At 69.3% G+C, this 24,780-nt stretch carries 20 protein-coding genes and 1 pseudogene; 7 read left to right on the forward strand and 14 right to left on the reverse strand.

Features of this window, described 5'->3' with window-relative positions; all coding sequences use genetic code 11:
• Window positions 1-132, forward strand: a pseudogene (locus tag GAK38_RS19295) (IS481 family transposase); the annotation flags it as partial.
• 157 nt (window positions 133-289) lie between these two features.
• On the opposite strand, the gene GAK38_RS19300 reads toward GAK38_RS19295, so the two are convergent.
• From GAK38_RS19300 to GAK38_RS19320, 5 genes are all read right to left on the reverse strand, one after another.
• On the reverse strand, window positions 290-1,504 hold the full coding sequence (locus GAK38_RS19300; RefSeq protein ID WP_325346576.1) for an FAD-dependent monooxygenase: 1,215 nt from the start codon (window positions 1,502-1,504) through the stop codon (window positions 290-292).
• Between the two features lie 49 nt (window positions 1,505-1,553).
• Window positions 1,554-3,692: a putative bifunctional diguanylate cyclase/phosphodiesterase gene (locus GAK38_RS19305; protein ID WP_325346577.1), complete on the reverse strand. Its 2,139-nt coding sequence runs from the start codon at window positions 3,690-3,692 to the stop codon at window positions 1,554-1,556.
• A gap of 184 nt (window positions 3,693-3,876) precedes the next feature.
• Window positions 3,877-4,143 carry a DUF6587 family protein gene (locus GAK38_RS19310; protein WP_325346578.1) on the reverse strand — a complete coding sequence of 89 codons (267 nt, stop codon included), beginning with the start codon at window positions 4,141-4,143 and terminating at the stop codon, window positions 3,877-3,879.
• Between the two features lies 1 nt (window position 4,144).
• Window positions 4,145-6,040 carry a ferrous iron transporter B gene (feoB, locus tag GAK38_RS19315; RefSeq protein ID WP_325346579.1) on the reverse strand — a complete coding sequence of 632 codons (1,896 nt, stop codon included), beginning with the start codon at window positions 6,038-6,040 and terminating at the stop codon, window positions 4,145-4,147.
• Window positions 6,037-6,330 (reverse strand): FeoA family protein, encoded by a 294-nt coding sequence (locus GAK38_RS19320; RefSeq protein ID WP_325346580.1) that lies wholly within the window; start codon window positions 6,328-6,330, stop codon window positions 6,037-6,039. The genes feoB and GAK38_RS19320 overlap by 4 nt, the downstream gene beginning before the upstream one ends.
• A gap of 209 nt (window positions 6,331-6,539) precedes the next feature.
• Between GAK38_RS19320 and efeU the strand changes: the two genes are divergently transcribed.
• Genes efeU through efeO (GAK38_RS19340) form a run of 4 tightly spaced genes read left to right on the forward strand, consistent with a single transcriptional unit; the run spans window position 6,540 to window position 10,754 of the window.
• Window positions 6,540-7,358 (forward strand): iron uptake transporter permease EfeU, encoded by an 819-nt coding sequence (gene efeU, locus GAK38_RS19325; RefSeq protein ID WP_325346581.1) that lies wholly within the window; start codon window positions 6,540-6,542, stop codon window positions 7,356-7,358.
• A gap of 6 nt (window positions 7,359-7,364) precedes the next feature.
• The gene (gene efeO, locus GAK38_RS19330; protein ID WP_325346582.1) at window positions 7,365-8,558 is read left to right on the forward strand and encodes an iron uptake system protein EfeO; all 1,194 of its coding nucleotides are present in this window, start codon (window positions 7,365-7,367) and stop codon (window positions 8,556-8,558) included.
• A 23-nt stretch (window positions 8,559-8,581) separates the two neighbouring features.
• A complete protein-coding gene (gene efeB, locus GAK38_RS19335) occupies window positions 8,582-9,871 on the forward strand; it encodes an iron uptake transporter deferrochelatase/peroxidase subunit (protein WP_325346583.1) in 1,290 nt (429 codons plus the stop codon).
• A 46-nt stretch (window positions 9,872-9,917) separates the two neighbouring features.
• Window positions 9,918-10,754 carry an iron uptake system protein EfeO gene (gene efeO / locus GAK38_RS19340; RefSeq protein ID WP_325346584.1) on the forward strand — a complete coding sequence of 279 codons (837 nt, stop codon included), beginning with the start codon at window positions 9,918-9,920 and terminating at the stop codon, window positions 10,752-10,754.
• Window positions 10,755-10,814: 60 nt separating this feature from the next.
• Here the strand turns inward: efeO (GAK38_RS19340) and GAK38_RS19345 are convergent, their stop codons facing one another.
• The 3 genes from GAK38_RS19345 to GAK38_RS19355 form a co-directional block, all read right to left on the reverse strand.
• Window positions 10,815-13,685 carry an aconitate hydratase gene (locus GAK38_RS19345; RefSeq protein WP_325346585.1) on the reverse strand — a complete coding sequence of 957 codons (2,871 nt, stop codon included), beginning with the start codon at window positions 13,683-13,685 and terminating at the stop codon, window positions 10,815-10,817.
• 207 nt (window positions 13,686-13,892) lie between these two features.
• Window positions 13,893-14,180, reverse strand: coding sequence for an H-NS histone family protein (locus GAK38_RS19350; RefSeq protein WP_325346586.1), 288 nt, complete (start codon window positions 14,178-14,180; stop codon window positions 13,893-13,895).
• Window positions 14,181-14,443: 263 nt separating this feature from the next.
• On the reverse strand, window positions 14,444-15,739 hold the full coding sequence (locus GAK38_RS19355) for a hemolysin family protein (protein WP_325346587.1): 1,296 nt from the start codon (window positions 15,737-15,739) through the stop codon (window positions 14,444-14,446).
• Between the two features lie 24 nt (window positions 15,740-15,763).
• Here GAK38_RS19355 and GAK38_RS19360 point away from each other — a divergent pair, with 24 nt between their 5' ends.
• Window positions 15,764-16,612, forward strand: a complete 849-nt coding sequence (locus tag GAK38_RS19360) for a symmetrical bis(5'-nucleosyl)-tetraphosphatase (protein WP_325346588.1) — start codon at window positions 15,764-15,766, stop codon at window positions 16,610-16,612.
• A gap of 76 nt (window positions 16,613-16,688) precedes the next feature.
• Here the strand turns inward: GAK38_RS19360 and GAK38_RS19365 are convergent, their stop codons facing one another.
• From GAK38_RS19365 to GAK38_RS19390, 6 genes are all read right to left on the reverse strand, one after another.
• Window positions 16,689-17,861 carry a c-type cytochrome gene (locus GAK38_RS19365; protein ID WP_325346589.1) on the reverse strand — a complete coding sequence of 391 codons (1,173 nt, stop codon included), beginning with the start codon at window positions 17,859-17,861 and terminating at the stop codon, window positions 16,689-16,691.
• A gap of 52 nt (window positions 17,862-17,913) precedes the next feature.
• Entirely contained in the window at window positions 17,914-18,729 is an 816-nt protein-coding gene (locus tag GAK38_RS19370) for an ABC transporter ATP-binding protein (RefSeq protein ID WP_325346590.1), read from the reverse strand.
• Window positions 18,723-19,808, reverse strand: coding sequence for an ABC transporter permease (locus GAK38_RS19375; protein ID WP_325346591.1), 1,086 nt, complete (start codon window positions 19,806-19,808; stop codon window positions 18,723-18,725). Before GAK38_RS19375 ends, GAK38_RS19370 begins: the two co-directional genes overlap by 7 nt.
• Window positions 19,809-19,866: 58 nt before the next feature.
• Complete coding sequence (locus GAK38_RS19380; protein ID WP_325346592.1) at window positions 19,867-20,898, reverse strand: ABC transporter substrate-binding protein; 1,032 nt, start codon at window positions 20,896-20,898, stop codon at window positions 19,867-19,869.
• 163 nt (window positions 20,899-21,061) lie between these two features.
• Entirely contained in the window at window positions 21,062-22,102 is a 1,041-nt protein-coding gene (locus tag GAK38_RS19385) for an ABC transporter substrate-binding protein (RefSeq protein WP_325346593.1), read from the reverse strand.
• A gap of 320 nt (window positions 22,103-22,422) precedes the next feature.
• Window positions 22,423-23,328 carry a LysR family transcriptional regulator gene (locus tag GAK38_RS19390; RefSeq protein ID WP_325346594.1) on the reverse strand — a complete coding sequence of 302 codons (906 nt, stop codon included), beginning with the start codon at window positions 23,326-23,328 and terminating at the stop codon, window positions 22,423-22,425.
• Between the two features lie 443 nt (window positions 23,329-23,771).
• Here GAK38_RS19390 and GAK38_RS19395 point away from each other — a divergent pair, with 443 nt between their 5' ends.
• Window positions 23,772-24,548: a class II aldolase/adducin family protein gene (locus tag GAK38_RS19395; protein WP_325346595.1), complete on the forward strand. Its 777-nt coding sequence runs from the start codon at window positions 23,772-23,774 to the stop codon at window positions 24,546-24,548.
• Window positions 24,549-24,780 lie beyond the last annotated feature (232 nt).

Consider the following 24,780-nt stretch of genomic DNA (forward strand, 5'->3'; position numbering starts at 1 on the left):
TTGTACAACCAGCAACTGCCGCAGTCAGCGCTGGGCAGCAAGACGCCCATGCAGGCCATGAAGAACTGGTATCAGACTCACCCGCATCTGTTCCATAAGCGGCTATATGATCGTCCGGGATGCGACAGGTAAATCGTGGGTAAAGAATCATCCCACGCGCGCGTCTGCAGCTGTTGCCGGCGATCTCGCCGCCGCCTCCCTCCGCAGCTCACCACATACCCCTGGCACTACCATCTCCAAGCGCCCGTCGATCGGGCGCCTTCATTTACCAGTAGGGGGAGTATCAGAGTCAGCCGAAGCCATAGAGCCATGGCTGGTCCATGAGCCGCGGCCCCAGCAGCCGCAGCGCGGCGTCGCGCCCCCAGCGCAGGGGCCCGCCGGCATGGAAGATCCGGCCGTTGCGCACCGACCGCGCCTGCACCCGCGCCACGCGCTGCCAGCGGTTGAGGGCATAGCGGCGCAGCGCGAGCGGCACGTCGACCACGCCTTCGAGGTCCGGCTGCACGAGGCCGAGCGAGCGCTCCAGCTCGGCCGCGTCCTCGATCGCCATGCCGGCGCCCTGGGCCAGGTAGGGCCGCATCGGATGGGCCGCGTCGCCCAGCAGCGCGACGGGGCCGCGCGCCATGTCGTCCGGCCCGCGCACCGGCGGCCGGTCGGCCAGCGCCCACAGCCGCCACTGGCCATGCCGGCCGATGGCCGCGGCCAGGTCGCGCAGCGGCGCGCTGGTGCCGGCCAGCGCCTGCTGCAGGTCGGCGTCGGTCGCGGCATGGTCCCAGTGCTCGACGCTGCCGGCGACGCGGCCGGCGGCGATGGCGACCACGTTGAGCAGCTCGCCGCCGCGCACCGGATACGCCACCACGTGCAGCCGCGGCGCGAGCCAGACGGTGACCTGGGTGCTGCGCAGCGCCTGCGGCAGCTGGGCCTGCGCGGCGATGCCGCGGTAGGCGACATGGCCGGTGGTGCGCGGCGGGCCGTCGCCCAGCAGCTGCTGGCGCAGCGCGCTCCAGACGCCGTCGGCCGCCACCAGCGCGTCGGCCTCGACCTCCCTGCCGCGGCCGGTCGTGACGACCACGCCGCTGGCCAGGGCCACCTGCGCGGTCACGGCCGTATCCAGGTGCAGCTCCGTGCTGCCGGCTGCGCGCACCGCGTCGAGCAGCAGCCCATGCAGATCGGCCCGGTGGATGGCCGCATAGGGTGCGCCATAGCGCCGCACCATGTCGTCGCCCAGCGGCAGCGTGGCCAGCACGGCGCCGCCGAGGGTGCTGCGCGTCTGCGCCCGCGCGGGAAAGGCCGCGCGGCGCCGCAGTTCGGCACCGAGGCCCCAGGCCTCCAGCAGCCGCGTGACGTTGGGGCCGAGCTGCACGCCCGCGCCGACCTCGCCAAAGGCCGCTGCGCGCTCGAACAGCCGTGCCGTCCACCCGGCCCGGCCGCAGGCGAGCGCCGCTGCCAGCCCGCCAATACCGCCGCCGGCGATGATCGCTTCCTTGCCGTGGTTGCTGCTCATGGGGGAATTCTGCCCGCGCCAGCGGGGCTCGCGGCCGGGCAGGCCGGCGTCACCAGGCGGGCAGGTGCTCGCGCTCCATGGCCTCGACCGGGCCGGGCCGGCCGAACAGGTAGCCCTGGAAGCCCTGGCAGCCGTGCAGCCGCAGGAAGCTGAGCTGCCCGGTGGTTTCCACGCCCTCGGCCACCACCTGGAGGTCCAGGCTCTCGGCCAGCGCGAGGATGGTGCGCACGATGGCCGCGTCGTTCGGATCGGCCAGCACATCGCGCACGAAGGACTGGTCGATCTTGAGCTGCTCCAGCGGCAGCAGCTTGAGGTAGGACAGCGACGAGTAGCCGGTGCCGAAGTCGTCGAGCGAGAAGCCCACGCCGAGCGCCTTGAGCTGGCCCATCTTGGCGATGGTCTCCTCCAGGTCGCCGAGCAGCATGCTCTCGGTCAGCTCCAGCTTGAGCAGCCGCGCATTCGCGCCGCTGGCCTGCACGGTGCCCAGCACCTGGCGCACGAAGTCCGGGTGGCGGAACTGGCGCGCGCTCACGTTCACCGCCATGGTCAGCCCGCGGGTGGACGGCTGCTGCGACCAGCGCACGAGCTGCGCGCAGGCCTGCTCCAGCACGAACTGGCCCAGCGGCAGGATCAGGCCGGTCTGCTCGGCCAGCGGGATGAACTGCGCCGGGCTGACCACGCCCTTGGCCGGATGGCGCCAGCGCACCAGCGCCTCGGCACCGGCCAGGCGCGCGTTGTGGTCGACCACCGGCTGGTAGTGCACCAGCAGTTCGCCGCGCTGGAGGCCCTGGCGCAGGTCGGCCTCCAGCGCCGAGCGGGCGCTGACCGCAGCCTGCATCGCCGGGTCGAAGAAGCGCAGCGTGTTGCGGCCCGCCGCCTTGGCCTGGTACATGGCCAGGTCGGCGCCCTTCAACAGGTCGTCGGCGCTGTCGCGCACGCCGCCGCCGAACAGGGCGATGCCGATGCTGGGCGTGCTGTAGTAGTCCTGGCCGGCGATGTCGAAGGGCCGGCCCAGCGCGGCCAGCAGTTCCTCGGCCACGCGCTCGGCCTGGCTGGCGGCCTGCTCTCGGTCGTCGTCGAGCAGTTCGAGCATGACGATGAACTCGTCGCCGCCGAAGCGCGCCACGGTGTCGCTCTCGCGCACGGCGGCGCTCAGGCGGCCGGCCACCTGGGCGAGCAGGCGGTCGCCCATGTCGTGGCCGAGCGTGTCGTTCAGGTCCTTGAAGTTGTCCAGGTCGATGAAGCACAGCGCGCCGTGCAGCCGGTCGCGCGCCGTGGTGCTGAGCGCATGGCCGAGCCGGTCGGTCAGCAGGCGGCGGTTGGGCAGACCGGTCAGCGCGTCGAAGAAGGCGAGCCGCTCGGCAGCCAGCTCCAGTTGCTTGCGCTCGGTGATGTCGCGGCTCACGCCCAGCAGGCCGGTGATCCGGCCGCGGGCGTCGCGCAGCGGCGTCTTGATGGTCTCGAACAGCCGGCGGTCGCTGCCGTCGGCGGGCAGCAGCCATTCCTCCACGGTGACCGTCTTGCCGGTCCGCAGCGCCCGCCGGTCGCTCTCGGCGAACCGGCGCACCTGCTCGGCATCGGCCACCAGGTCCGCATCGGTGCGGCCGACGATGTCGGCGCTGGCGCGGCCGATGAAGGCGGCGAAGGCAGGATTGCACAGCAGGAAGGCGCCGTCCGCATCCTGGAGGAACAGCATGTCGGGCAGCGCCTGGAGCAGGGCGTCCAGCTGCACCCGGCGGCGCGCCAGCAGCTGCTCGGCCTGGCGCTGGGCGGTGATGTCGGTGCCCAGGGCCAGGAAGCGCCGGCCCCGGCCCTCGACCGCGACGGGCACGACAGTGGCACGGAGCCAGAAGACGGAGCCGTCGGCCGCGCGGTTGCGCACCTCGCCGTGCCAGGCGCCGCCGGCGGCCAGGGTGCGGCGCAGCTGCGGCAGCGAGGCCGGCAGCAGCACGTCGGCATGCAGCAGGCCGTGCCGGCGGCCGACGATGTGCGGACGGCTGTAGCCGCAGACGCGGCAGAGCCGGTCGTTGACCTGGAGGAAGGTGCCGCGGTGGTCCAGCACCGCCACGACCGCATGGGCGTCGATGGCCGATGCGAGATGGACGATGTCGCGCAGCGACGCAGCCAGCCCGGGCGGCAAGCCATCGGCGGCGCGGCCGCCGCGGCGGCGGGGCGGATCGGCGTCCACGCTAGCTCCGCCGGACCCGGCCTTCGCCATGCGCAGCGTCCCATCGGGCCGGCGAGCGGTCGCTAGGTGTGCGCATGAAACAAATGCCAGAAGAGATTAACGGCAGGAAAGGTTGGAGTGTAGGCGCTGAACTATCGGCCGGGCAAGGCGCAACCCGGCCCGGGGCCGCCGGCGGCCGGAAATGTCAGTGCCGCCTCAGCGGCCGCTCGGCCGCCGGCGCATCCGGGCTGGCCGGCCCGCAGGCGTTGCAGCTGTCGCAGCTGCCGCAGCCGCCGGCCGCGCCCACGGCCTGGGCGATGCGCTCGGCCTGCGCGTCGGACGCGCCCAGCCGCCGCGAGCCTCCCGCGATGCCGCCCGCGAGCCTGCGCCGCAGGCCCTGCGGCATCCAGTGCCAGGCGGCGTAGGCGACGGCCAGCACGACGATCAGGGCAACGATGAGTTCCTGGGTCATTTCAGCTCCACAGCAGCGCCAGCCGGTAGGTCGCGAAGCTCGCCGCGTAGGCCAGCACGAACAGGTAGCCGGCCATCAGCAGCGCGTAGCGGACCGAATTGGTCTCTCGCCGCACGGTGGCCAGCGTCGAGAGGCACTGCGGCGCGAACACGTACCAGGCCAGCAGGGACAGCGCCGTGGCGGTGGACCAGCTGGCCGCGATCATCGGCGCGAGCTGGCCGGCCACGTCGTCGCCGCTGGCGCTGAGCGAATAGACCGTGCCCAGCGCGCCGACCGCCACTTCGCGCGCCGCCATGCCGGGCACCAGCGCGATGCAGATCTGCCAGTTGAAGCCGATCGGCGCGAAGACAACCTCCAGCGCGCGGCCGATCATGCCGGCCAGGCTGTACTGGATGGCCGGGCCGGTCGCGCCTGCGGGCGGCGAGGGGAAGGTCGAGAGGAACCAGAGGATCACCGTCAGCGCCAGGATGATGGTGCCCACGCGGCGCACGAAGATCACCGCGCGCTCCCACAGGCCGTGTGCCAGGTTGCGCAGGCTGGGCAGCCGGTAGGCCGGCAGCTCCATCAGCAGCGGCGCCGCGCCGGCCCCGCCGCGCAGGCGCTTAAAGATCCAGGCCACGGCCATGGCGCTGAGGATGCCCACGATGTAGAGCGCGAACAGCACCAGGCCCTGCAGATTGAAGACGCCGCCGACCGTCTTCTGCGGGATGAAGGCGCCGATCAGCAGCGCATAGACCGGCAGCCGGGCCGAGCAGGTCATGAGCGGCGCGATCATGATGGTCACCAGCCGGTCGCGCCAGTTGGTGATGGTGCGCGCGGCCATCACGCCGGGGATGGCGCAGGCGAAGCTGGAGAGCAGCGGGATGAACGAGCGGCCCGACAGCCCCACCGTGCCCATGGCGCGGTCCAGCATGAAGGCCGCGCGCGGCAGGTAGCCCGAATCCTCCAGCGCCAGGATGAACAGGAACAGGATCAGGATCTGCGGCAAAAAGACCAGCACGCCGCCGGCGCCGGCGATGATGCCGTCCACCAGCAGGCTGCGCAGCAGGCCGTCGGCCATGTGCTCGCGCACCCAGCCGCCGAGCGCGTCCATGGCTCCGGTGATCGCTTCCATCGGCGCCTCGGCCCAGCTGAACACGGCCTGGAACATCAGGAACAGCGTGGCGGCCAGCACCGCCATGCCCCAGACCGGGTGCAGCACCACGCGGTCGATCGTGTCGTCCAGGTTGCGGGGGCGCACGGCCGGCTTCTTGACGGCCGCCTCGTAGATGCGGCGGGCCTCGCGCTGCGTGGCCAGCACCTGCGCGGGCGTCGGCGGGCCGGAAGGAACGTCGCAAGCCTGCGCAGCCGCAGCCGCAGCCGCAGCCGCAGCCGGCGCCGGCACCCGGGCGTCGAGCTGGTCGAGCAGCGCGCGCGCGCCGCCGCCCTGCACCGCCACGGTTTCTACCACGGGTATACCCAGCTCGCGCGCCAGCAGTGAGCAGTCCATGGCCATACCCCTGCGGCGGGCCACGTCGGTCATGTTCAGCGCCAGCACCATTGGCACGCCCAGGCGGCGCGCCTCCAGCACCAGGCGCAAGTGCAGCCGCAGGTTGGACGCATCGGCCACGCAGACCAGCAGGTCGGGCGTGGCCTCGCCGGCGCGCTTGCCGGTGATGACGTCGCGGGTCACGGCCTCGTCGGCGCTCAGGGCCTGCAGGCTGTAGGCGCCGGGCAGGTCGAGCACGCGCACGGCCCGGCCGGCCGGCGTGCGCAGCGTGCCTTCCTTGCGCTCGACGGTCACGCCGGCGTAGTTGGCCACCTTCTGGCGGCTGCCGGTCAGCAGGTTGAACAACGCGGTCTTGCCGCAGTTGGGATGGCCCAGCAGGGCGACGCGCAGCGGCGCCACCGTGGTCATGCCGCCACCTCCGTCTGGAGCGCCACCTGCACCAGCGCCGCCTCGTTGCGGCGCAGCGCGAACGTGGTCTGGCCGATGCGCACGGCCAGCGGCTCGCCGCCCGGGAAGCCATGGGCCACCACGCGGACCTCTTCGCCCGGCACGAAGCCGATCTCGGCCAGGCGCAGCACGGCGACCTGCTCGGTCGCGTCGCGCGCCGCCTGCAGGCCGACCACCAGGGCGACCTGGTGGCGCGGCAGCTCGTGCAGGCCCATCACGCCGGCCGCGGCTTGGGGAATGTCGTTCTTCATCGCGAGAATCGCTCTCGGAAATAATAGTTGTTCCCATTTTGCCATCGCGCCCCCCTTCGCGCCCCGCGATGCCGCCCGGCGGCTGGGGGGCTTTCGCGGCATGCGCGCCATTCCATGCACCACGCAGGGGCAAAGATGAGAATTGATGAGAATGATTTTCGATTAGATACACTGGCGACCCCTTTTTCCCCGCCGGCACTGTCTCTTCCATGCTCGTCCCCTTCCTCATCATGCTGCGAGAGGGCATCGAAGCCGCCCTGATCGTCGGCATCATCGCCAGCTACCTGAAGCACAGCGGCCGCGGCGCGCTGATGCCCATCGTCTGGGTCGGCGTGCTGCTGGCGGCCGCGCTGTCGCTCTTCGTGGGCGCCGGCCTGCAGCTGATGGCCGCGGAGTTTCCACAGAAGCAGCAGGAGCTGTTCGAGGGCGTCGTCGGCCTGGTGGCGGTGGCGATGCTGACCTCGATGGTGTTCTGGATGCGCCGGGCCGCGCGCTCGATCAAGGGCGACCTGCAGGCGGGCGTCGAACGTGCGCTGGTCCGTAGCGACGGCCGGGGCTGGACGCTGATCGGCATGGTCTTCCTGGCCGTGGCGCGCGAGGGGCTGGAGTCGGTCTTCTTCCTGCTGGCCATCTTCCAGCAGAGCCGTGGCTGGGAGGCGCCGGTGGGCGCGCTGGCCGGCATCGCGGTGTCGGTGGTGCTGGGCCTGGGCCTGTACTCCGGCGGCGTGCGGCTGGATCTGCGCCGCTTCTTCCGGCTGACGGGCCTCGTCATTCTGCTGGTGGCCGCCGGACTTGCGGCCGGCGCACTGCGCAAGTTCCACGAGGCCGGGCTCTGGAACCACCTCCAGACCGTGGTGTTCGACTGGAGCGAGGCGCTGCCGATGGACAGCCCGCTCGGCGCGGTGCTGTCCGGCCTGCTGGGCTACCAGGCGGCGCCGGTGGCGGGCGAGGTGATCGTCTACCTCGCCTTCCTGGCCGTGGCCCTGTTCTTCTTCCTGCGCCCTGCCCCGCGTGCCGCGGCGGCCTGATCCCCCATGCATGCTTCTTCCCGTCCCCCACCCCCGTCCGGTCGCAACGCCGTCGCCATGCGCGTGGCCGTGGCCGCCTCGGCCATGCTGGTCGCGGCCGGCCTCGCCGCCTTCTGGTGGGCCTCGGGCGTGGCCCGCAAGGCGCCCCCCCCCACAGCGGAGAACGCCGTGACCGTCACCATCCGCGGCAACGTCTGCGACCCCAGCGACATCACCGTGCCGGCTGGCCGCACCACCTTCACCATCGTCAACCAGTCGCAGCGCGCGCTCGAATGGGAGATCCTCGACGGCGTGATGGTGGTGGAGGAGCGCGAGAACATCGCCCCCGGGTTCTCGCAGACGATGACGGCCAAGCTCCATCCGGGCGACTACGCCATCACCTGCGGCCTGCTGAGCAACCCGCGCGGCCGGCTGCACGTCACACCGTCGGCCGCGTCGGATGCCGAGGCCGCCCGGCCGTCGCTGGTCGCCTACGTGGGGGCGCTGGCCGAGTACCGCGTGTTCCTGGCGCTGGAGGCCGACACGCTGCACGACGCGGCCCAAGCCCTGGCCGATGCCATCCGGGCCGGCAACGCGCAGCAGGCCCGCCCGCTCTATGTGGCCGCGCACCAGGCCTACAAGCGCATCGAGCCGATGGCCGAGCTGTTCGCCGATCTCGACACGCGGCTTAACGCCCGCGCCGAATATTTCGAGAAGCGCGAGGCCGACCCGGCCTTCGCCGGCTTCCACCGCATCGAGCACGGCCTGTTCGCCGGCAACGGCACCGCGGGCCTGGCGCCGGTGGCCGGCCAGCTGCTGGCCGACATCGGACAGCTGCAGGAGCGCCTGCGCGGCCTCAACATCCCGCCCGAGCGCCTGGCCGGCTCCGCCGCCAAGCTGCTGCAGCGCACCGCCGACAACCTGCCGGCCGGCGAGGACCGCTACAGCCATGCCGACGCGTCCAACCTGCAGGGCACGCTCGACGGCACGCGCAAGATCGCCGACCTGCTGGCGCCGCTGCTGACCAAGGCCGCGCCGGCCTTGCAGCAGGCCATTGCCCAGCAGTTCGACGCCCTCGGCAAGGCGCTCGACCCGTGGCGCGATGGCGAGGAGTTCAAGCCGATTCCGGTCGACGGCGCGCAGCGCCAGGCACTCGCCGCGCAGGTGCGCGCGCTCGCCGGCGAACTGGGCAAGGTCAACGCGGCCCTGGGGCTCGAATGACGATGCGCGACGACAGCCTCCCCATGCCCACCTGCCCCGCCGGGTATTCCGCCGGCCGGCGCCGCCTGCTGACCGGCGTCGGCGGCGCCGCGCTGGCCGGCTTCGCCAGCGCCCGCGCGGCCGCCGCGGATGCCGCACCCGCCACGCCCGACGCCCAGGTGGCCGAGGCGCCGCAGAGCATTCACACGCAGGACCGCGTGCCCTACCTGGGGCTGCACCAGGCCGGCGTCACCACGCCGCGCCCGGCCGCCGGCATGGTCGCCTCGTTCTTCGTGCTGGCCGAAGACCGCGCGGGCCTGGAGCGGCTGCTGCGCACGCTGACCGGGCGCATCGCCTTCCTGACGCAGGGCGGCCCGCAGGCCGACCTCGATCCGAAGCTGCCGCCGGCCGGCTCCGGCATCCTCGGGCCGGTGGTGCAGCCCGACGCGCTGACCGTCACCGTCTCGGTCGGTGCCTCGCTGTTCGACGACCGCTACGGACTGGACAAGCGCAAGCCGAAGCGGCTGCAGCAGATGCAGCGCCATCCCAACGACGCACTCGACGCCGCGCTCTGCCACGGCGACCTGTCGATCCAGTTCTGCGCCAACACGCCCGACACCAACATCCACGCGCTGCGCGACATCATCAAGAACACGCCCGACCTGCTGGTGCTGCACTGGAAGCAGGAAGGCACGGTGCCGCCGATCCCGGCCGAGCCCGGCTGCCCCCCCGAGAGCGCGCGCAACTTCCTGGGGTTTCGCGACGGCTCGGCCAATCCGGACTCGGCCGACGCGGCGCTCATGGACCGCATCGTCTGGGTGCAGCCCGGCAGCGACGAGCCGGCCTGGGCCGCGCATGGCAGCTACCAGGCGGTGCGCATCATCCGCAACTTCGTCGAGCGCTGGGACCGCACGCCGCTGCAGGAGCAGGAGGCGATCATGGGCCGCGCCAAACCCACCGGCGCGCCGCTGGACAGCGGCCGCACCGAGCACGACGTACCCGACTACGCCCGCGACCCCGAGGGCCGGGCGACGCCGCTGGACTCGCACATCCGCCTGGCCAACCCGCGCACTGCAGCCTCGCAAGCCAACCTCATCCTGCGGCGGCCCTTCAACTACTCCAACGGCGTCACCAAGTCGGGCCAGCTGGAGATGGGCCTGCTGTTCATCTGCTACCAGGCCGACCTGGACAAAGGCTTCATCGCCGTGCAGAAGCGGCTCGACGGCGAGCCGCTGGAGGAATACATCAAGCCGATCGGTGGCGGCTTCTTCTACACGCTGCCCGGCATCCGCGATGGCGGCGACTGGCTCGGCCGCACGCTGCTCGGCGCCTGACCCGCTTTTTTTCCGATCCGCCGACCAACCAGAACCAAGGAGCGTCATGACTGCGCCAGCCCGCCGCCACTTCCTCACCATTCTCGCAGCCGCCGGCTGCGGCCTGACCATGGAGGGCGCGGCCGCAGCGGTGGCGCCGCTCGACCTCGTGGCGCCCGTGGCCGACTACAAGCTCTACGTGGCCACCAACGTGCGCAAGCTGGTGGCCGACACACGCGTGTTCGTCGCCGCGGTGAAGTCCGGCGACATCGAGCGTGCCAGGCAGCTCTACGCGCCCACCCGCACCAGCTACGAGAAGATCGAGCCGGTGGCCGAGCTGTTCAGCGATTTGGACAGTGCCATCGACTCGCGCGCCAACGACCATGAGAAAGCCGAGAAGGACCCGGAGTTCGGCGGCTTCCACCGCATCGAATACGCGCTGTGGGCGCAGAAGAACACCAGGGAAGTGGCCAAGACCGCCGACAAGCTGCTGAACGACGTACTGGAACTGCAAAAGCGCCTGGCCGCCCTGACCTTCCCGCCCGAGAAGGTGGTCGGCGGCGCGGCCGTGCTGATGGAGGAGGTGGCCGCCACCAAGATCTCGGGCGAGGAGAACCGCTACAGCCACACCGACCTCTGGGACTTCCAGGCCAACTTCGAGGGCGCCTACAAGATCGTCGAGCTGCTGCGCCCGCTGGTTGCCAAGGAGAACAAGGCTTTCGTCGACAAGACCGACGCGAACTTCCAGGCCGTGTTCGACACGCTCAAGAAGTACCGTACGGCCGATGGCGGCTTCGAGACCTATTCCAGGCTCACCGAGCGCGACCGCAAGGCACTCGCGGGCCGGGTGAACACGCTGGCGGAAGACCTGTCCAAGCTGCGCGGCATCCTGGGCCTGAACTGATACCCCCCACCCTGCACCCTTCAGGCGCACGGTCCACGCGCGCCTGAAAGGTATACACCCCTACTTTCCGAGCAGCTGCCGCAGCACGAACGGCAGGATGCCGCCGTGGCGGTAGTACTCGACTTCCACCGGCGTGTCGATGCGCAGGATCACCGGCACCTCCGAGCGCTCGCCCGACGGCCGGGTGATGACCAGCCGGGCCTCGCTCTGGGGCCGGAGTTCGGGATGGGGGAGGACGTCCACCGTCTCGTCGCCCTGGAGGCCCAGCGTCTCCCAGGACTCGCCCGGGCGGAACTGCAGCGGCAGCACGCCCATGCCGACGAGGTTGGAGCGGTGGATGCGCTCGAAGCTGCGCGCCACCACGGCCTTGATGCCCAGCAGCTGCGTGCCCTTGGCCGCCCAGTCGCGGCTGGAGCCGGTGCCGTACTCCTCGCCGGCGAAGATCACGGTCGGGATGCCTTCGCGCTGGTACTGCAGGGCCGCGTCGAAGATGAACTTCTTGTGGCCCTTGTCGTCGCCCGGGCCCTGGTAGATCGTGACGCCGCCCTCCTCGCGCGAGCCGTCCTCGCGCGGCGGGATCATCAGATTCTTGATCCGCACGTTGGCGAAGGTGCCGCGCATCATCACGTCATGGTTGCCGCGGCGCGCGCCATAGCTGTTGAAGTCGGCCTTCTGCACGCCGTGCTCCAGCAGCCACTGGCCGGCCGGCGAGGTCTCCTTGATGGAGCCAGCCGGCGAGATGTGGTCGGTGGTGATCGAGTCGCCGAACAGCGCGATGATGCGCGCGCCCTCCACCTTCACCGGCGCGGTGCCGGTGCCGCCTTCGAGCGTGAAGTCCTTGAAGAACGGCGGCTCGGCGATGTAGGTGCTGGCAGGCCAGTCGTAGGTGTCGCCGGTCACACCCTTGATCTTTTCCCAGAGCTTGCCCGGCTCGGTCCCGACCTTGGCATAGTTCTCGCGGAAGGCCTTGCCGTTGAGCGCGTACTTCAGCAGCGCATGGATCTCGTCGCTGGTCGGCCAGATGTCGCCCAGGTACACGTCGCGGCCGCCCTTGCCCTGGCCGACCGGCTCGGTCATCAGGTCGCGCAGCACCGTGCCGGCGATCGCATAGGCCACCACCAGCGGCGGGCTCGCAAGAAAGTTGGCCTTGAGGTTCGGATGGATGCGGGCCTCGAAGTTGCGGTTGCCCGACAGCACGGCCGCGGCCACGAGGTCGTTCTTGACGATGACCTCGTTGAGCTCGGGCGTCAGGTCGCCGGCGTTGCCGATGCAGGTGGTGCATCCGTAGCCCGCGAGCGCGAAGCCGAGCTTTTCCAAATAAGGCAGCAGGCCGGTTTCGGTCAGGTACTCGGTCACGATGCGCGAGCCCGGCGCAAGCGAGGTCTTGATGTGCGGCTGCACCTTCAGGCCCGCCTCCACCGCCTTCTTGGCCAGCAGGCCGGCGGCCAGCAGCACGCTCGGGTTCGACGTGTTGGTGCAGCTGGTGATGGCCGCGATCAGCACGTCGCCGTTGCCGATGGTCAGGCCGGTGTGGTCGGGCTGGCTCGGGCGCTCGACCGCTTCGGCGGCCTCCAGCGTCCGCTTGTTCTCGACCATCTCGACCACGTGGCGCGCCGCGCCCACCGGCGCGGCGCGCTCGGCAGGGGGCGTCTCGTCGCGCTGCGGCACCAGCGGATAGCGGCGGCCCAGGCGCTCGGCCGGCTGGTTGAAGCCGCTGTCGGACACCGGCCTGGAGAACAGCGAGGCGAACTGGCTGGCCACCTTGCCGAGCTTGATGCGGTCCTGCGGCCGCTTCGGGCCGGCCAAGCTCGGCGTAACGTCGCCCAGGTCGAGCTTCACCACTTCGGAATAATCGACCTCGCCGGCCAGCGGTACGCCGAACAGACCCTGGGCGCGGAAATAGGCCTCGAAGGCCTCGATTTCGGACCGGGTGCGGCCGGTGCCCCTGAAATATTCGATCGTCTTCTGATCGACCGGGAAAAAACCCATGGTCGCGCCATATTCCGGCGCCATGTTGCCGATGGTCGCGCGGTCCGGCACCGACAGCGTGCGCGTGCCCTCGCCGAAGAATTCGACGAATTTGCCGACCACCTTGCGCCTGCGCAGGATTTCGGTGACGGTCAGCACCAGGTCGGTCGCCGTCACGCCTTCGCGCAGATGGCCGCTCAACTCGAAACCCACGACGTCCGGCGTCAGGAAATACACCGGCTGTCCCAACATGGCCGCTTCCGCCTCGATGCCGCCCACGCCCCAGGCCACCACGCCGATGCCGTTGACCATCGTGGTATGGCTGTCGGTGCCGACCAGCGAATCGGGGTAATACACGCCATCGGCGCGCCCGTGCACACCGCGCGCCAGATATTCGAGGTTGACCTGGTGCACGATTCCGAAGCCCGGCGGCACCACGCCGAAGGTGTCGAAGGCCTGCATGCCCCACTTCATGAACTGGTAGCGCTCCAGGTTGCGCTTGAACTCCAGCTTCATATTCAAGTCAAGCGAATTCTTCTTGCCGTAGTAATCGACCATGATCGAATGGTCGACCACCAGGTCCACCGGTACCAGCGGCTCGATGCGCTTGGGCTGGCGGCCGAGTTTCTGCGCCACGCTGCGCATGGCGGCCAGGTCGGCCAGCAGCGGAACGCCGGTGAAATCCTGCAGGACCACCCGCGAAACGACGAACGGAATTTCATCGGTGCGCGGCGCATTCGGCTGCCACTGCGCGAGCTGGCCGACGTGGTCGGCCGTTATCTTGGTACCGTCGGCAGTGCGCAGCACCGATTCGAGCACGATGCGGATCGACACCGGCAGGCGGGCGATCGACGGGTATTGGCGGGTGAGCGCGGGCAGGGAAAAGAACTGGCCCTTCTTGCCCGAGGCGGTGGTGAACGTCTTGAGGGTCGAGGCAAAGGCGTGGGGCGTTTTCTTCGGCACGGTGGACTCCTGGACAACGGTGACCGGCCCATTCTGGCAGCCTCCCGGGACAGTGCAACGACACCCGGTCAATTCCACCGCAGCCCGCACAACAATGGCCTTTTTCCTACAGGTGCGCCGGGCCTGTCTGCCGTGGCGACATCCACAATGCAAAAACCCGGCGGGCGCCGAGGTGCCCGCCGGGTTTTTGCAACGAAGGTTGTGCCGTCAAATCGCGAACTGCTCGCGCTCCTGGCCCTGGATCCACTTCGGGGCCTTGCCGCGGCCGGTCCAGGTTTCGCCGGTGGCCGGGTTGCGGTATTTGGCAGCGACCTTGCTGCCACGGGCCGTGCCGCGCGAGCGATTGCTCGGGAAAACGTCCTCGGCGGTCAGCTCATATTCCTGCACCAGCGAACGGACCTGGGCGACGGCCTCGGAAAGTTCACGATCGCGGGCTTCCTTGATTTGCCGCTCAAGGCTGTCGCGCTGCTTCAGAAGCTCTTTGTAGGTGGACATGGATGCCTTCTCTGAAAATGGAGGCCCAATTATCAGACAAAATCCGGAGCGATGGCAAGATTTTCCACTCGAAACCTCGGAACCTCTTCGTGAATGGAGCGGCGAGCGGGCGCTGCGGATCGAATGGGCGGCAGGACGGAAAACACGGCGACAGCCGCAGCTATCGCGAGGCTTTGCAACACCGCGGGCCTCCCGCGTCCGCAGATGCACGCGGCGCGACCTTTCTTGAAGAAGTTCGCTTACACATCAATGCAAAAAACCACTCATTCAGCCGCGCTGATGCGCCGGGCCAGTACCTTGTCGATACGTTTCCCGTCGAGGTCGACCACCTCGAATATCCAGCCTGCACATTCGATCCGGTCGGTCTCGGCCGGCAGGCTGCCGGACACGGCCATCAATAATCCGCCCAGCGTGTTGTAGAGGCCACGGTCCTCGTCGGGCAATTCCCGGATATCCAGGCGGGCTTTCAATTCACCCACCGGCATGGTGCCGTCGAGCAGCCAGGAGCCATCCTCGCGCGCCGTGGCCCAGGCATCGGCGGCGGCACCCGGCTGCAATTCGCCGGTAATCGCCTCGAACAGGTCGCGCGGCGTCATCAGGCCCTGCACCACGCCATATTCGTCCACCACGAAAACCATGCGGCCCGAGCGCGCGCGGAATTGCTCCAGCAATTCCATGCCGCTGAGCGTTTCGGGAAGGAAAACCGCCGGCGCCGCGTAACGGTCGATGGTCTGCGGCGCATCGGGGCCCAATTCCAGAAGCCGCGCAACGCTGATGACGCCAGCCACGTCGTCGAGCGAGCCGCGGCAGACGGGATACCACGAATGGCCGGATTCGCCCTGTGCGCCGACCCTGCGCAGCGCGTCGGACACGCCGAGCCCGGCATCGAGCCATTCGACGTCGCCGCGAGGCACCATCAGCGAGGTGAGCGGCCGGTCGTCCAGGCGGAACACGTTCTGCATCATCTGGTGCTCGTGGTGCTCGATCACGCCGGCCTCGCGCCCCTCCTCCAGGCTGGCGGCGATCTCCTCCTCGGTCACCGCGCGGGCGGCCGTGTTGTCGATGCGCAGCAGCCGCAGCACCGCCTGGGTGCTGAACGACAGCAGCGTGACGAACGGCTTGGCGATGCGCGCGATCCAGGTCATGGGCCGCGCGACGAGGCGCGCCACCGGTTCCGGATGAAGCTGGCCGATGCGCTTGGGCACCAGCTCGCCGAAGATGATGGTGAAGAAGGTGATAGCGGTGACGACCAGCGCCGTCGCCGTGATGCCGGCTGCGCCTTCGGACAGGCCCAGCCCCAGCAGCCAGCGGCCGAGACCTTCGCTGAAGGCGGCCTCGCCGATGATGCCGTTGAGCATGCCGATGGAGGTGATGCCGACTTGCACCGACGAAAGAAACTGCGTGGGTTGGTCGAGCAGCCTGAGCGCGGCCTGCGCGCCCCTGTCGCCATCGTCGGCTGCGGCCAGGAGGCGGATCCTGCGACTGGAGGCCAGCGCGAGTTCGGACATCGCGAAGACCCCGTTGATCATGGTCAGCAGGACAATCAGCAGGAAATCCATCAGGGCACGGCGAGAATAGACACCATGGCAATGTACTGTATCGGCGATGTCCAGGGCTGCGACAGCGCCCTCGGGCGCCTGCTCGACAAGCTCGATTTCTCGCCCAGCCGCGACACCGCCTGGCTGCTGGGCGACCTGGTCAACCGCGGCCCCGAGTCGCTCGCCGTGCTGCGGCGGTGCATGGCGCACGAGGGCGCGCTGCTGCCGCTGCTGGGCAACCACGACCTGCACCTGCTCGCTGTCGCCTGGGGCGTGCGCAAGCCCGGCGCCAAGGACACGCTCGGCGCCATCCTCGACGCATCCGACCGCGATCGGCTGATCGACTGGGTGCGCCGCCAGCCGCTGGCCCGCCGCGTGGCCGTGGGATCGCAGGATCTGCTCATGGTGCATGCCGGCGTGCTGCCGGCCTGGACGGCTGAGAACACGCTCGCCTATGCGGCCGAGGTCGAGGCCGAGCTGTCGGGCTCCGGCCCGGACCGCTTCCTCGCGCACATGTACGGCAACGAGCCCGCGCGCTGGAGCGACGGCCTCGCCGGCTGGGACCGGCTGCGCGTGATCGTCAACGCACTCACGCGGCTGCGCTTCTGCACGCCCGACGGCACGATGGAGTTCGACAGCTCGGACAGCGTCGAGCAGGCACCCGCCGGCCACGTGCCCTGGTTCGACGTGCCGGGGCGCCGCACGGCCGATGTGACCGTCGCCTTCGGCCACTGGTCCACGCTGGGCTGGCTCGACCGGCCGGACATCCTCTCGACCGACACCGGCTGCGTCTGGGGCGGCTGCCTCAGCGCGGTCGCCCTCGGCGAGCGCCATGCCGACAACCGGCTGGTGCAGGTGAAGTGCGAACAGGCGCAGGCGCCGGGCAAGCACTGATACCCCCGGCAGGAACCTTCCACAGCGCTTGATTACTATGCACTACAGCCACATTCACTGGGGGGTATGAATGCGGTCAGTGGACGAATCCGCCCTTGACGAAGCGCACCGGATCCGCATCCATGCGCGCGATGAGTGCGCCGATGCCATCGGCCGGCGCGCCGGACGCCGCCGGTTTCGCGCTGCCGGCCTCAGTGCGGCACAGCAGGTCGTCCTCGGACCACTGCGCCTTGCCGGGTTCGCCGCGCGCGCGCAGCCAGCCGTCGCGGTCGGCGATCAGCTGGGTGCCGGCGAAACGGTCCGCGCTGCCAGCGATCAGCGACAGCGCCTCCCAGCCGCTGGCATCCTCGGCCACGCACTCGGCCTGCTGCGCCGCGCCTTCGCCGGATGACGGCGGCCGGACCAGCACGGTCACGAAGCGCGGGTCTTCCAGCAGCGGCGGCGCGCCCGGCTCGGCCGCCACGATGCGCAGCCGCTGCCCGCGCCAGCTCGTCAGCGGCCGCACCGGCCCGCCGTCGCAGCGCACCGGCACATCGGGCAGGCCGACCGGCTGCGGCCAGAAGCCAGCCACGCGCAGCGCCTGGCCGGCGCCCTGGGCCTTCATGAAGTCGATCAGCGCCCAGGCGTCACCGACCGACAGCCTGTCGCCGAAGGCCGGCATGGTCTGCGCGCCGTGGCGGTCGCGCAGACCATGCAGCACCGCCCAGAGCAGGTCGCCATCGGCGCGCCGCCACAGCAGCGGCCCCGACAGGTCCGGCGGCCACACCGGCAGCGATGCGGCCTGCGGCCCCTGCCCGCGCCCGTCGGCGCCGTGACAGGCCACGCAGTTCTGCTGGAAGAGCGCCCCGCCGCGCACGATGGCCGCGCCCGAAAAGCGCGTGGTCGAGCGGTGGAAGCTCGTCGGATGCGCATCGACCAGCACCACATGCGCATCGGGCCAGGGCGCGGCCAGCAGCGCGACGGGCGCGACGGCCCAGGCCCACCAGCGGCGCCGCCGCCACAGCAATCCCGCCGCCAGCGCCAGCACTGCCAGGCCGACCAGCAGGATCGAGATGCCCAGGCGCCGCGCCTGGCCCAGGTCGATCAGCAGGTTGTCGCCGGAAAAGCGCAGCGCCCACGGCCAGGCCGGCTGGCCCAGCGTGTCGGGTACCAAGCCCAGCGCGGCCAGCAGCCGCAGGAAACCCGTCTGCGTCCACTGCAAAAAGGAAAGCAGCCAGTTCAGCCACTCGGTATCGGGAATGGCGTTCATGGCCGTTCGCTCTTACCAGTTGCGACCCGCCTGGCGCAGGCCGCGGAGATCGTCACCAGGTCGCATCGAGCCCCAGGTGGCGCAACGCCTCGTGGCGCAGCTCGGCCAGGCGCGGATGGCCGCGGTGGCGCGGATACGGTAGCCCGACGTCGAGTTCGGCCACCACGCGGGCCGGCCGGTCGCTGAAAACGAGGACGCGGTTGGCCAGGAACAGCGCCTCTTCCACGTCGTGGGTCACCAGCAGCGCCGAGAAGCCCTTGCGCTGCCACAGGCTGACCAGCTCGCTCTGCATGGCCAGCCGCGTGAGCGAATCCAGCTTGCCGAGCGGCTCGTCGAGCACCAGCAGCTGCGGGTCGTTGACCAGCGCACGGGCCAGCGCGACGCGCTGCGCCATGCCGCCGGAGAGCTGATGCGGGAACGCATCGGCGAAGTCGGCCAGGCCCACGAGGCGCAGCGCATCGTCGACGCGCTCCTGCTGCTCCTTGAGCACGCCGCGCGCCTGCGGACCGAGGGCCACGTTGTCGCGCACGCGCCGCCACGGGAACAGCGTCGGGTCCTGGAACACCACGATGCGCGACGGGTCGGGCCGGGTGATCGGCAGCGCATCCTGCGTGATCGTGCCGGCCGTGGCCGGCTCCAGGCCTGCCACCAGCCGCAGCAGCGTCGACTTGCCGCAGCCGCTCGGGCCCAGCAGCGCGACGAACTCGCCGGGCGCCACGTGGATGTCCACGCCGTCGAGCACCTGGAGCACGCCGGTCGGCGTCTTGAACCAGTGGCTCACGCCCTGGATGTCGATGCGCGCGCCCGCGGCGCCTGCCGGTTGCGGCGAAGTCTGCGGACGCTCCTGCGCCAGGGCTTCCACTACCATTTGACCGTTCCCTTCTGCCACGACAGTGCGCGGTCGCGCACGGCGAAAAGCAGGGTGATCAGCCCCGAGCACAGCGCCGCCATCACGAACAGCGCCGCATACATGTTGGCGTAGGCCGCCCAGCCCTGCGCCCATTGCAGGTACCAGCCCAGGCCGGCCTTCACGCCCATCATCTCGGCCGTCACCAGCGTCGAGAACGAGGCACCCAGCCCCATGAAGAGGCCCACGAAGACCTGCGGCAGCGCGGCCGGAATGGCCACGCGGAAGATCAAAAACCATTCCGACGCGCCGAGCGTGCGGGCCACGTCGTAGTAGCTCTTGCTGACGGCCGACACGCCGGACCAGGTCAGCACCGCCAGCGGGAAGAAAGTGGCCAGCGCGATGAGGAACACGGCTGCCGCATAGCTCGACGGTGCGAAGAAAAAGGCCAGCGGCAGCAGCGCCGAGGCTGGCACCGGCCCCAGGAAGCGCAGCAGCGGATGCACCCAGTAGCCGGCGATGCGCGACCAGCCGATCCACACGCCGGTGACGAAGCCGACGATGGCGCCCAGCACGAAGCCGTGGCCCAGCAGACGCGCCGAATGGGCGGTCGACAGGCCCAGGCGGCTCCAGTCCTCGGCGAACACCTCGATCAGGCTCTGCGGCGGCGCGAAGAACGGCGTCGGCAACGCGCCGAGCTTGGCGGTGGCGATCTCCCAGGCGGCCAGCAGCAGCGGTGCGGCGATCAGCCAGCGGCCGGCCGGGCGCAGCGCCTGTCCGACGCGGCCGGCGCGCGCGCCCAGCAGCGCCACCACCAGCACCGCGGCGGCCACCACGAGCGCGGCGATGCCGAACTCGTCGGTGAAGGCCCAGTCGCTGAAACCCACGACCTTGTTGGGCCACAGCAGCGTGACCAGGCCCAGCACAACCCAGCCGCCGGCCGCCGCCAGACCCGCGCCCCAGAGGCCGGCCGGCGCGGCCTCCTGCAAGCTGGCGGGTAAACCCGCTGCGGCAGGGGTGGCGCCCGCCCGGCGCTCCCGGATGCCGGCCGCGGCCGGAGGGGTGCCGAGCGCGGATGCGTCAGCGGTGGTGGATGTCATCGTGCAGTCCTTCGTGATTGCGAATGGCGGGAGGAACGCGGGACGGGCGGGCCGGGACTCAGGCCAGCACGTCCAGCGTGACCGTGTCGGCGAAGCGCGCCGGGTCGGTCGTCTTCTTCAGGATGCCCGCGGTGCGGAAGTCCTGCGCGAAGAACTCGACCTCGTTGCGCAGGTTGCGGCCGACCGGATGGTGGGCGTAGTTGGTGGTGTGCAGCAGGGCCTGGAGTTCGTCCTCGGTTACCTTGCTGAACTTGGCGTAGATGCGGGCGGACTCGCGCGGGTTCTCGGCCACGAAGTCGGACGCCTGCGACAGCGCGCGCACCACGGCGGCCGCGGTGGCCTTGTCCTTGCGCAGCAGCTCGCCGCGCGCGGCGATCACGCAGCAGAGCTTCTCGGCGTATTCGCCGGTGCCGCTGTTGCCGATCTCGACGAAGGCGCCCTGGTTGCGCTTCTCGATCAGGTAGACGTTGGGGTCGCCGTCGGCGATGGCCTGGATCTCGCCCTTCTTGGCGGCCACGTCGAGCAGGTCGGCCGGGTAGACGCGGAACTCGTAGCCCTCGATCTTCTTCTTGGTCAGGTGGATGTCGAAGAAGTTCTTGGCCGGGCTGTTGAGGTCGCTCACGCCGATGACCTTGCCCTTGAGCTGACGCGTGTCGGTGATGCCGGCGGCCTTCACGCCCACCAGGCGCAAGCAGCCGCCGTGGATGCTGCTGACCACCTTGACGTCGAAGCCGGCTTCGAGCGGCTTGAGCCAGCGGTGGATCAGGCCGGCGCCGACATCGGCCTTGCCGGTGGCGAGCGCTTCGAGCAGCTGGTCGGCCGAGCCGGCCCAGTTGAGCGACTCGACCTCGACGCCGTTCTTCTCGAAGAAGCCGCGCTCGATGGCCACGGGGATCGGCGTCTGGCAGTAGCCCGACTGGCTCCAGGCGAAGACGACCTTCTTCTTCGGCTGGGCCCAGGCGCGTACGCCGAACAGGCCGGCCGGCGCAACCGTGGCTGCGGCGCCGGCGGCGCGCAGCACGCCGCGGCGCGAAAGCGTGCCGCCCCGCAGCACGGCAGCGAGCAGGGAGGGGGTGGTTTCGATCGTCATCGCAAAGACTCCAGGGGTAGGAAAGAAGGCTGCCGACCAGCATGTGGCGCGCGACGGACCATGCCGCAGCCAGCGCACGGCAGCACTTACGTCACGTTACGGCTCCGATACCCGCCGTCCAAACAAGAAAAATGAAGTTCGTTATGCGTAAGTGATCCGGCTATCAGGCGAGCACGTCGGCTGTGAGGTAGTTTGCGAAGCGTGTCGGGTCGGTGCTCTTCTTGAGCACGCCGACGCCGCGCAGGTCGGCGGCATAGGCCTGGATCTCGTCGCGCAGCGCCGTGCCCGACGGATGGTGGCCATAGCTCAGCTCCGACAGGATGGCCTGGATGTCTTCGAGCGACGCGCGCGGTATGTGCTTGAGCGCGATGCGCGCGGCTTCGTTCGGGTTCTGCGCCGCGAAGTCCGAGGCCTGAGTCAGCGCGCGCACCACGGCGGCCACCGACGCCTTGTCGCGGCTCACGAGGTCGGCGCGCGCGGTGACGATGCAGCACAGCCGGTTGGCATAGTCGCCGGTCTGGATGTTGGCGATCTCGCGCAGCGCGCCCTTGTTGCGCTTCTCGATCAGGAACAGGTTGGGGTTGCTGTCGGAGATGGCATGCACCTCGCCCTTCTTGATGGCCACGTCGAGCAGGTCGGCCGGATAGGCGCGCCACTCCACGTCCTTGTCCGGATCGATTCCCTTGCGGCCGAGATAAGCCGAGAGAAACTGCTTGCCGGGGCCGGCAATGCTGGAGACGCCCACGACCTTGCCGCGCAGCTGCTCGGGCCGGGTGATGCCCGAGTTGGCCGGCGCGAGCACCCGCAGGCAGCCGCCATGCGAACTGCCGACGACCTTGACGTTGAAGCCCGACTCCAGCGGCTTGAGCCACGCATGCACCAGACCCACGGCCATGTCGGCCTTGCCGGTGGCCAGCGATTCGAGCACCTGGTCGACGGAACCAGCGAAGCTGATGACGTCCACGTCGACCTTGTTCTTCTCGAACAGGCCCTGCTCTCGCGCGATGACCACGGGCGCCAGGCACAGGCCGGTGCCGCTCCACGAGAAGGTGATCTTCGGCTGCTGCTGCGGCGCGCCCCAGGCCAAGCGCGACCCTGCCGCACCGGCGGCGCCGAGCGCGGCGGCTGTGCCGAGCCAGCTGCGGCGGCTGATCGTGCCGGACGGCGGCAGCGGCGCGGCGGCGCCGTGAGCGTTGGAAGGCATCCCGTGGAACTCCTGTTGTCCTGACATTGCGCGACCTGCCGGCCAGCGCGGTGCGCCACGATAGGCAGCCCGCGGTCGCGGCACAAACGATGATTTCGCGTTTGCTTATCCGGCTGCGGCACATGGCATCTGCGGACAAAACTTCCACGCCACGTGGCCTCGGGCAGCGACTTCGGATCACGGAACTCGCGGGCCGGACCCACGCGATCCGCCAACCTCCGGCTGCAATGTGGAGAGCGCCAGGGGCTAGGGCAAGCGCACTGCTGCAGGCTGCGATCGTGGGTCGGCGCAGGCATCACGAACGCCGCTGCCCCACCCGTTCAAACGGCCGGCGCCCCCATCTGGAAACTGGCGGCAATCGCATCGCCGAAATACTGAACCGCCTTGAGAAGATTGCCGTGGAATGCCGGCCCCACCAGGCGGACATCGACCACGTGCCTGAAATCATGGGGGGTCAGCACATCCAGTGCCTGAAGGTAGCGGCTGGTCTCCAATGCAGTGCGAGGAACGAAACCGATCCCCATGTCTGCCGCCACCAGACCGAGCTGGATCTCGCTGCCATATGTTTCCAGATTCAGTTGGAACGGAGCCCCGATGTCGCTCAGTTTGCGCTGCAAGGCCTTGCGGAACCCGCAGCCTTCCGGGTTGAGGATCAACCCGGCCTCCGCATAGTCCTGGAAACGGCCGGCCAGGTTGCGGAAGCGCCCTTTGGCCGCGACGAGCACGACCTCCGTGGAAGCCAGCCATTGCATGCTCAGCCCTTCCGGGACGAGGGCGTTGGGGGTCAGGAACACGGTGGCCGCATCCAACCGCCCCTGCCCCACCCTTTCCACGAGGGCCGCGCTCCAATCGGTCGATATCTGGAGCGTGACCTCCGGGAACCCCTCTTTCATGCCTCGCAGCACGTCGATCAACCGAGGCGACCCCATGGAGTGCGTCAGGCCCAGCCGCAAGACACCGCTCGGCTCCGCATCGGCCGCCACGAGGTTGGACAAGGCGTCGAGCTCTCGCAAGGCAACCTTGGTCTGTTCATGGACCCTCAATCCCACCGTCGAGGGACGGGGCGGCTTGGTCGTGCGATCGAGCAACAGCACGCCCAGATCTTCCTCCAAGTTCTGCACGCGGCGGGTAATGGCAGGTTGAGTCAGGGACATCGCCCGGGCGGCCTCGCTGATGGAGCCATGCCGCACCACAGCATCGAAAGCTCGCAAATCCTCTGTCTTCATCGGAAACAATTACCTCGTCAACGTCATTGGATATCTTCTTGGCATGGCCGAAGCCGGAAACCGGCCAGACATGCCGGCCGTTGCAGGGGCATGCACTCGCACCGACCGGAGATAGCGCACTCAGCACCAGTGGATGAGACAGAAGCAGTCTGCATCCTTGCACCGTCACAAAGCAGGATGCGCATGATCCTTGCGCCTGCTGCGGGAACAACATCATACCCCCGGGTCATACTTACCAGACCGCTTTCCAGTGGTTGACGACATCAGCTTTCCGCCTCGCCGCTCGTTCGTTCTGGCCGAAGGGCACAATCGTGCGCACCGGATCTTTCATGCCGCCAAATCAATGCGCATTAACTATATTTGCATATGAAGATTATGATCTTCACTACAAGATGACGTGCCCCGACACTCATGCCTTTCCTTCGACCTCTGGAGCACCTAAATTGAACGCTGAAGTCCAATCATTGAAAAGCCGGGTAAGCGATGTCGAGTGGCAGGTGCGGGTCCAGTTGGCGGCGCTGTACCGGTTGACAGCCCTCTATGGCTGGGATGACTTCCTGGCAACCCATATCTCTGCCCGCATACCGGGCCCGGAACACCATTTCCTTCTCAACCCACTGGGCCTGTGGTTCGAGGAAGTCACGGCCTCCAACCTCGTGAAGATCGACCTCGAAGGCAACGTCCTGGACGGTCAGTACGGCATCAACTATGCGGGGTTCGTCATCCACTCGGCCATCCACGCGGCCCGCGAGGACGCTTTTTTCGTCGTGCATCTCCATACCGACGACGGTGTTGCGCTCTCGTCGCAGGCAGACGGGCTGCTCCCTCTCAACCAACGGTCGCTAGCCATCCTTCCCCACCTCGCCAGCCACGAATACGAAGGGATCGCCCTGAACCTGGATGAACGAGCACGACTTGTAGCCCACCTGGGGGACAAACACTACCTGCTGCTACGCAACCATGGGACGCTCGCGATCGGCAACAACGCGGCCGAAGCGTGGTCGCGCATCTACAACTTCGAAAAGGCCGCCACCGCCCAGATCGGTGCGCTGTCGGCAGGACGCAATGGCGTATTGATCGCCCCGCAGGCAGCCCAGGACGAAGTGGCACGGCAGGTCTCCCGAACCCGCGCGCCGGAAGACCGGCGTCGCTGGCACGACCTGACCTGGGAGGCCGTCCAGCGCAAGGTTGATCGGGAAAGTCCCGGGTATGACCAATGAGGAACGGCCAGCAGCACCTAGTACATGCAGACTGAAAATGTCCGAGCCGAATCCACGATCGAGAAACAATATTCGCTATGGGGTAGCCGCCGCCGTTGCCGTTCTGGGGCTGTCAGTATTTCTGTGTGTGAGGCGGTTGGTGAACTGGTTTCTGGCTGTTGATCTATCAGGCCCCTGCCAGGCCGCCGGAGGCCCCCCCGGTTGGCCCATGGACCCATGGCTCAGCCCCTCA

This window comes from Xylophilus sp. (genome assembly GCA_009914555.1).
In the GTDB taxonomy this organism is placed as follows: domain Bacteria; phylum Pseudomonadota; class Gammaproteobacteria; order Burkholderiales; family Burkholderiaceae_C; genus WNDY01.